Genomic DNA, 2,609 nt, shown 5'->3' with positions numbered 1-2,609 from the left:
GGGTCCGGCTGGCCCCGCGCGAGAGCGGCCGGGGGCGGCAGGAGGCCGCACCGGGCCGGTGTCCGGCCGGGACGGGCCGAACCGTTCACGAGCCCGCCCGGCAACCTGTCCGGCAGCCCGCCCGCCAACCCGCCCGTCCCGCCACCGAACTGGCCGCCGCCACCGCCCGGCACGCCACCTGGGCGGTCGACCGCGGCCTGCTCACCCGGGCCGAGCTCCCCCGCTACCAGGCCTACGCCCTACCGGAGTTGATCGGCCACGCCTACCCGCGCACCCGGGGCGCCGACCTCGACCTCCTGATCGACGTCCTCGGCTGGTTCACCATCCTCGACGACCGCTTCGACGGCTCGCCCGGCCGCCGTCCGGTCGAGGCACGGGCGGTCGTCGACCCGCTGATCGCCGTCCTGGACGACCCCGCACCGGCCGAACCCGCACTGTTCAGCGGTGACGACCTGCTCACCGCCGCCTGGCGGGAACTGTGGCATCGCCAGACCGAAACGGCCTCCCCCGCCTGGCGCGCCCGGGCCGCCCACGAGTGGCGGGCCTGCCTGGCCACCTTCCCCGCCGAGGCCCAGCACCGGGCCCACGGCACCGTCCCCCGCCTCGGCCTCGCCGAGACGATGCGGCTGCGCCGCCACGGCAGCTGCCTCTACCCGTTCATGAACATACTGGAACGCGTCCACGGCACCGACGCGCCCGCCGCGCTGCACGCCGACCCCGCCCTGCACCGGCTGCGCGCCCACACCGCCGACGCCGCCACGCTGATCAACGACCTCTACTCGCTGCAGCGCGAGGAGCGCCAGGGCGCCGCCGCGTTCAACACCGTGCTCACCCTGCAACGCCTGCGCGCCTGCACCCGCACGCGGGCCGTCGGAGCCGTCCGCGCCCGGGTCGCGCACCTGCGCAACGAGAGCGCCCTGCTGCGCCACGAGCTGCTCCGGCGGCACCCGGAGGCCGACTGGTACCTCGACGGCACCCGGGAACTGGTCGACGGCGCCCAGGCCTGGACCAGCACCAGCCGCCGCTACCACTAAGGCGGTCTGGCTACTTGCGGCCGCCGAGCGCGAACAGCAGCAGCACGAAGCCCGCGAACAGGTGCGTGGCGAAGATGTAGATGCCCGCACGGATGAGCATCGCCTTGCGGCGGCGCTTCTCCTCGCTCGTGCTGTCGGACGTGCTCTCGCTCATGGCTGCGGGTTCTCCTCGGGTGGAACGGTCTGCGGTCCGGGCGTGCGGCGGCCGGTGGGGACGACGGCGGGGCCTCAGCGGCCCGGGACCACCGCCCCGGGTGCGCGCAGCTCCAGGAGCAGCGCGCCCTGGTCGGCGATCAGCTCGGTCAGGATCCGCCGCGCGGCCCGCAGCAGCTCGGCGACGTCCGGGGTGCTGAGCGCGTACACCACGGTGTTGCCCTCGCGGGTGGCCGTGACGAGCTGGGTGCGGCGCAGCACCGCGAGCTGCTGGGAGAGGTTGGAGGGCTCGACCTCGATCTCGGCCAGCAGCTCGCGGACCGGTCGGGGGCCGTCCTGGAGGAGCTCCAGCACCCGGATCCGGACCGGGTGGCCGAGGGTGCGGAAGAACTCCGCCTTGGCCTGGTACAGCGGGACGGGCATCGTCCGCTCTCTCCCTCGTGTGCGGCTGGGTCGACGGCCGGGCACGGGGTGCACGACCGGCAAGCATCATCCTTGGAGATGAAGAATTCTTCAAGTCGTCACAGCATGAGCGCGGCATCGCGGCGGCACCGGAACGGCCCGAGACGGCGCGTCGACCCCGAGTGCGGCTGCGGACGCCGAGCCCGGATGCTGCCAACTCCCGGGCTCGGCTATCGAGGTGACGCGCCGTCAGAACACTACAGGCAGATCCGCCGGCACCGGAGGGGAGATACCGAGAAAAGCGACGGCCCGGCCGGCTCAGCCGAGGACCTGCCGGGTGCCGCCGGCGTCCGCCGAGCTCCTGACCGCGTCGAGCAGGCGGTGCAGCCGCACGCCCGCGTCGAAGTCCGGCACGGTGCGCTCGCCGGTCCGGAGGTCACGGGCCAGCCGGGCGTAGACCTGGGCCACGTTGAAGCCCTCGGCGTCCTGGCCGATCCCCGGCACCCAGCGGTACCGCTCGGGGACCGGCACCTCCCGGAAGGCGCCGCCGGGCGCGTCCGCCCGCAGCAGGCGCAGCTCGCCGATCTGGATGCCGGCCGGACCGCCGGGCCCGGTCGAGACGATCGCCAGGGCTCCCTCGGTGCCCGCGATCTCCAGGCGCGTCCCGGCGGCTTCCCCGCCCTCGGCGTCCTGGACGGTGACCGACAGGCGGGCGCCGCCCGCGAGGGTCCCGTCGAGGTGGAGCCGGTCGGGGCTGGTCGCGACGACCGTGGCGCCGGTTTCGGCGACGGTGTACTCGGCCCGCGAGACCGCCGTGGTCGCGGCCAGGGCGTCGATCCCGCCGAGCACGTGCTCCACCGCGTCGAGCGTGTGCCCGCCCGCCACCTCCAACGTCCCGGCGCCGTTGGTGCGGTCGAGGGTGTAGGCCGCCCAGCCCGGGATCAGCCCGCCGGCGCCCTTGCCCCGGGCGGCGTGGACGGTCGCCGAGGCGACCCGCCCGAGCGCGCCGTCGGCGACCAG

4 protein-coding genes are annotated in these 2,609 nt (G+C 75.2%); 1 reads left to right on the top strand and 3 read right to left on the bottom strand.

The genetic code is table 11. From position 1 onward, the window contains the following. The coding region (locus AB0O00_RS35175) for a terpene synthase family protein (RefSeq protein WP_363658774.1) at positions 1–1,034 on the top strand (1,034 nt) is incomplete at its 5' end. 10 nt (positions 1,035–1,044) lie between these two features. Here AB0O00_RS35175 and AB0O00_RS35170 read toward each other — a convergent pair. The 3 genes from AB0O00_RS35170 to AB0O00_RS35160 form a co-directional block, all read right to left on the bottom strand. Next, complete coding sequence (locus AB0O00_RS35170) at positions 1,045–1,188, bottom strand: DUF6126 family protein (protein WP_329931563.1); 144 nt, start codon at positions 1,186–1,188, stop codon at positions 1,045–1,047. Between the two features lie 74 nt (positions 1,189–1,262). After that, positions 1,263–1,610 carry a metalloregulator ArsR/SmtB family transcription factor gene (locus tag AB0O00_RS35165; protein ID WP_363658773.1) on the bottom strand — a complete coding sequence of 116 codons (348 nt, stop codon included), beginning with the start codon at positions 1,608–1,610 and terminating at the stop codon, positions 1,263–1,265. Between the two features lie 297 nt (positions 1,611–1,907). Continuing rightward, positions 1,908–2,609: Gfo/Idh/MocA family oxidoreductase (locus AB0O00_RS35160; RefSeq protein WP_363658772.1), on the bottom strand; the 702-nt coding region annotated here is incomplete at its 5' end.

Origin of the sequence: Kitasatospora sp. NPDC093558 (assembly GCF_040683475.1) — a bacterium.
Taxonomy (GTDB): domain Bacteria; phylum Actinomycetota; class Actinomycetes; order Streptomycetales; family Streptomycetaceae; genus Kitasatospora.
The sequence above is the reverse complement of the archived record's forward strand: the minus strand, read 5'-3'. Positions and strand labels throughout refer to the sequence as shown.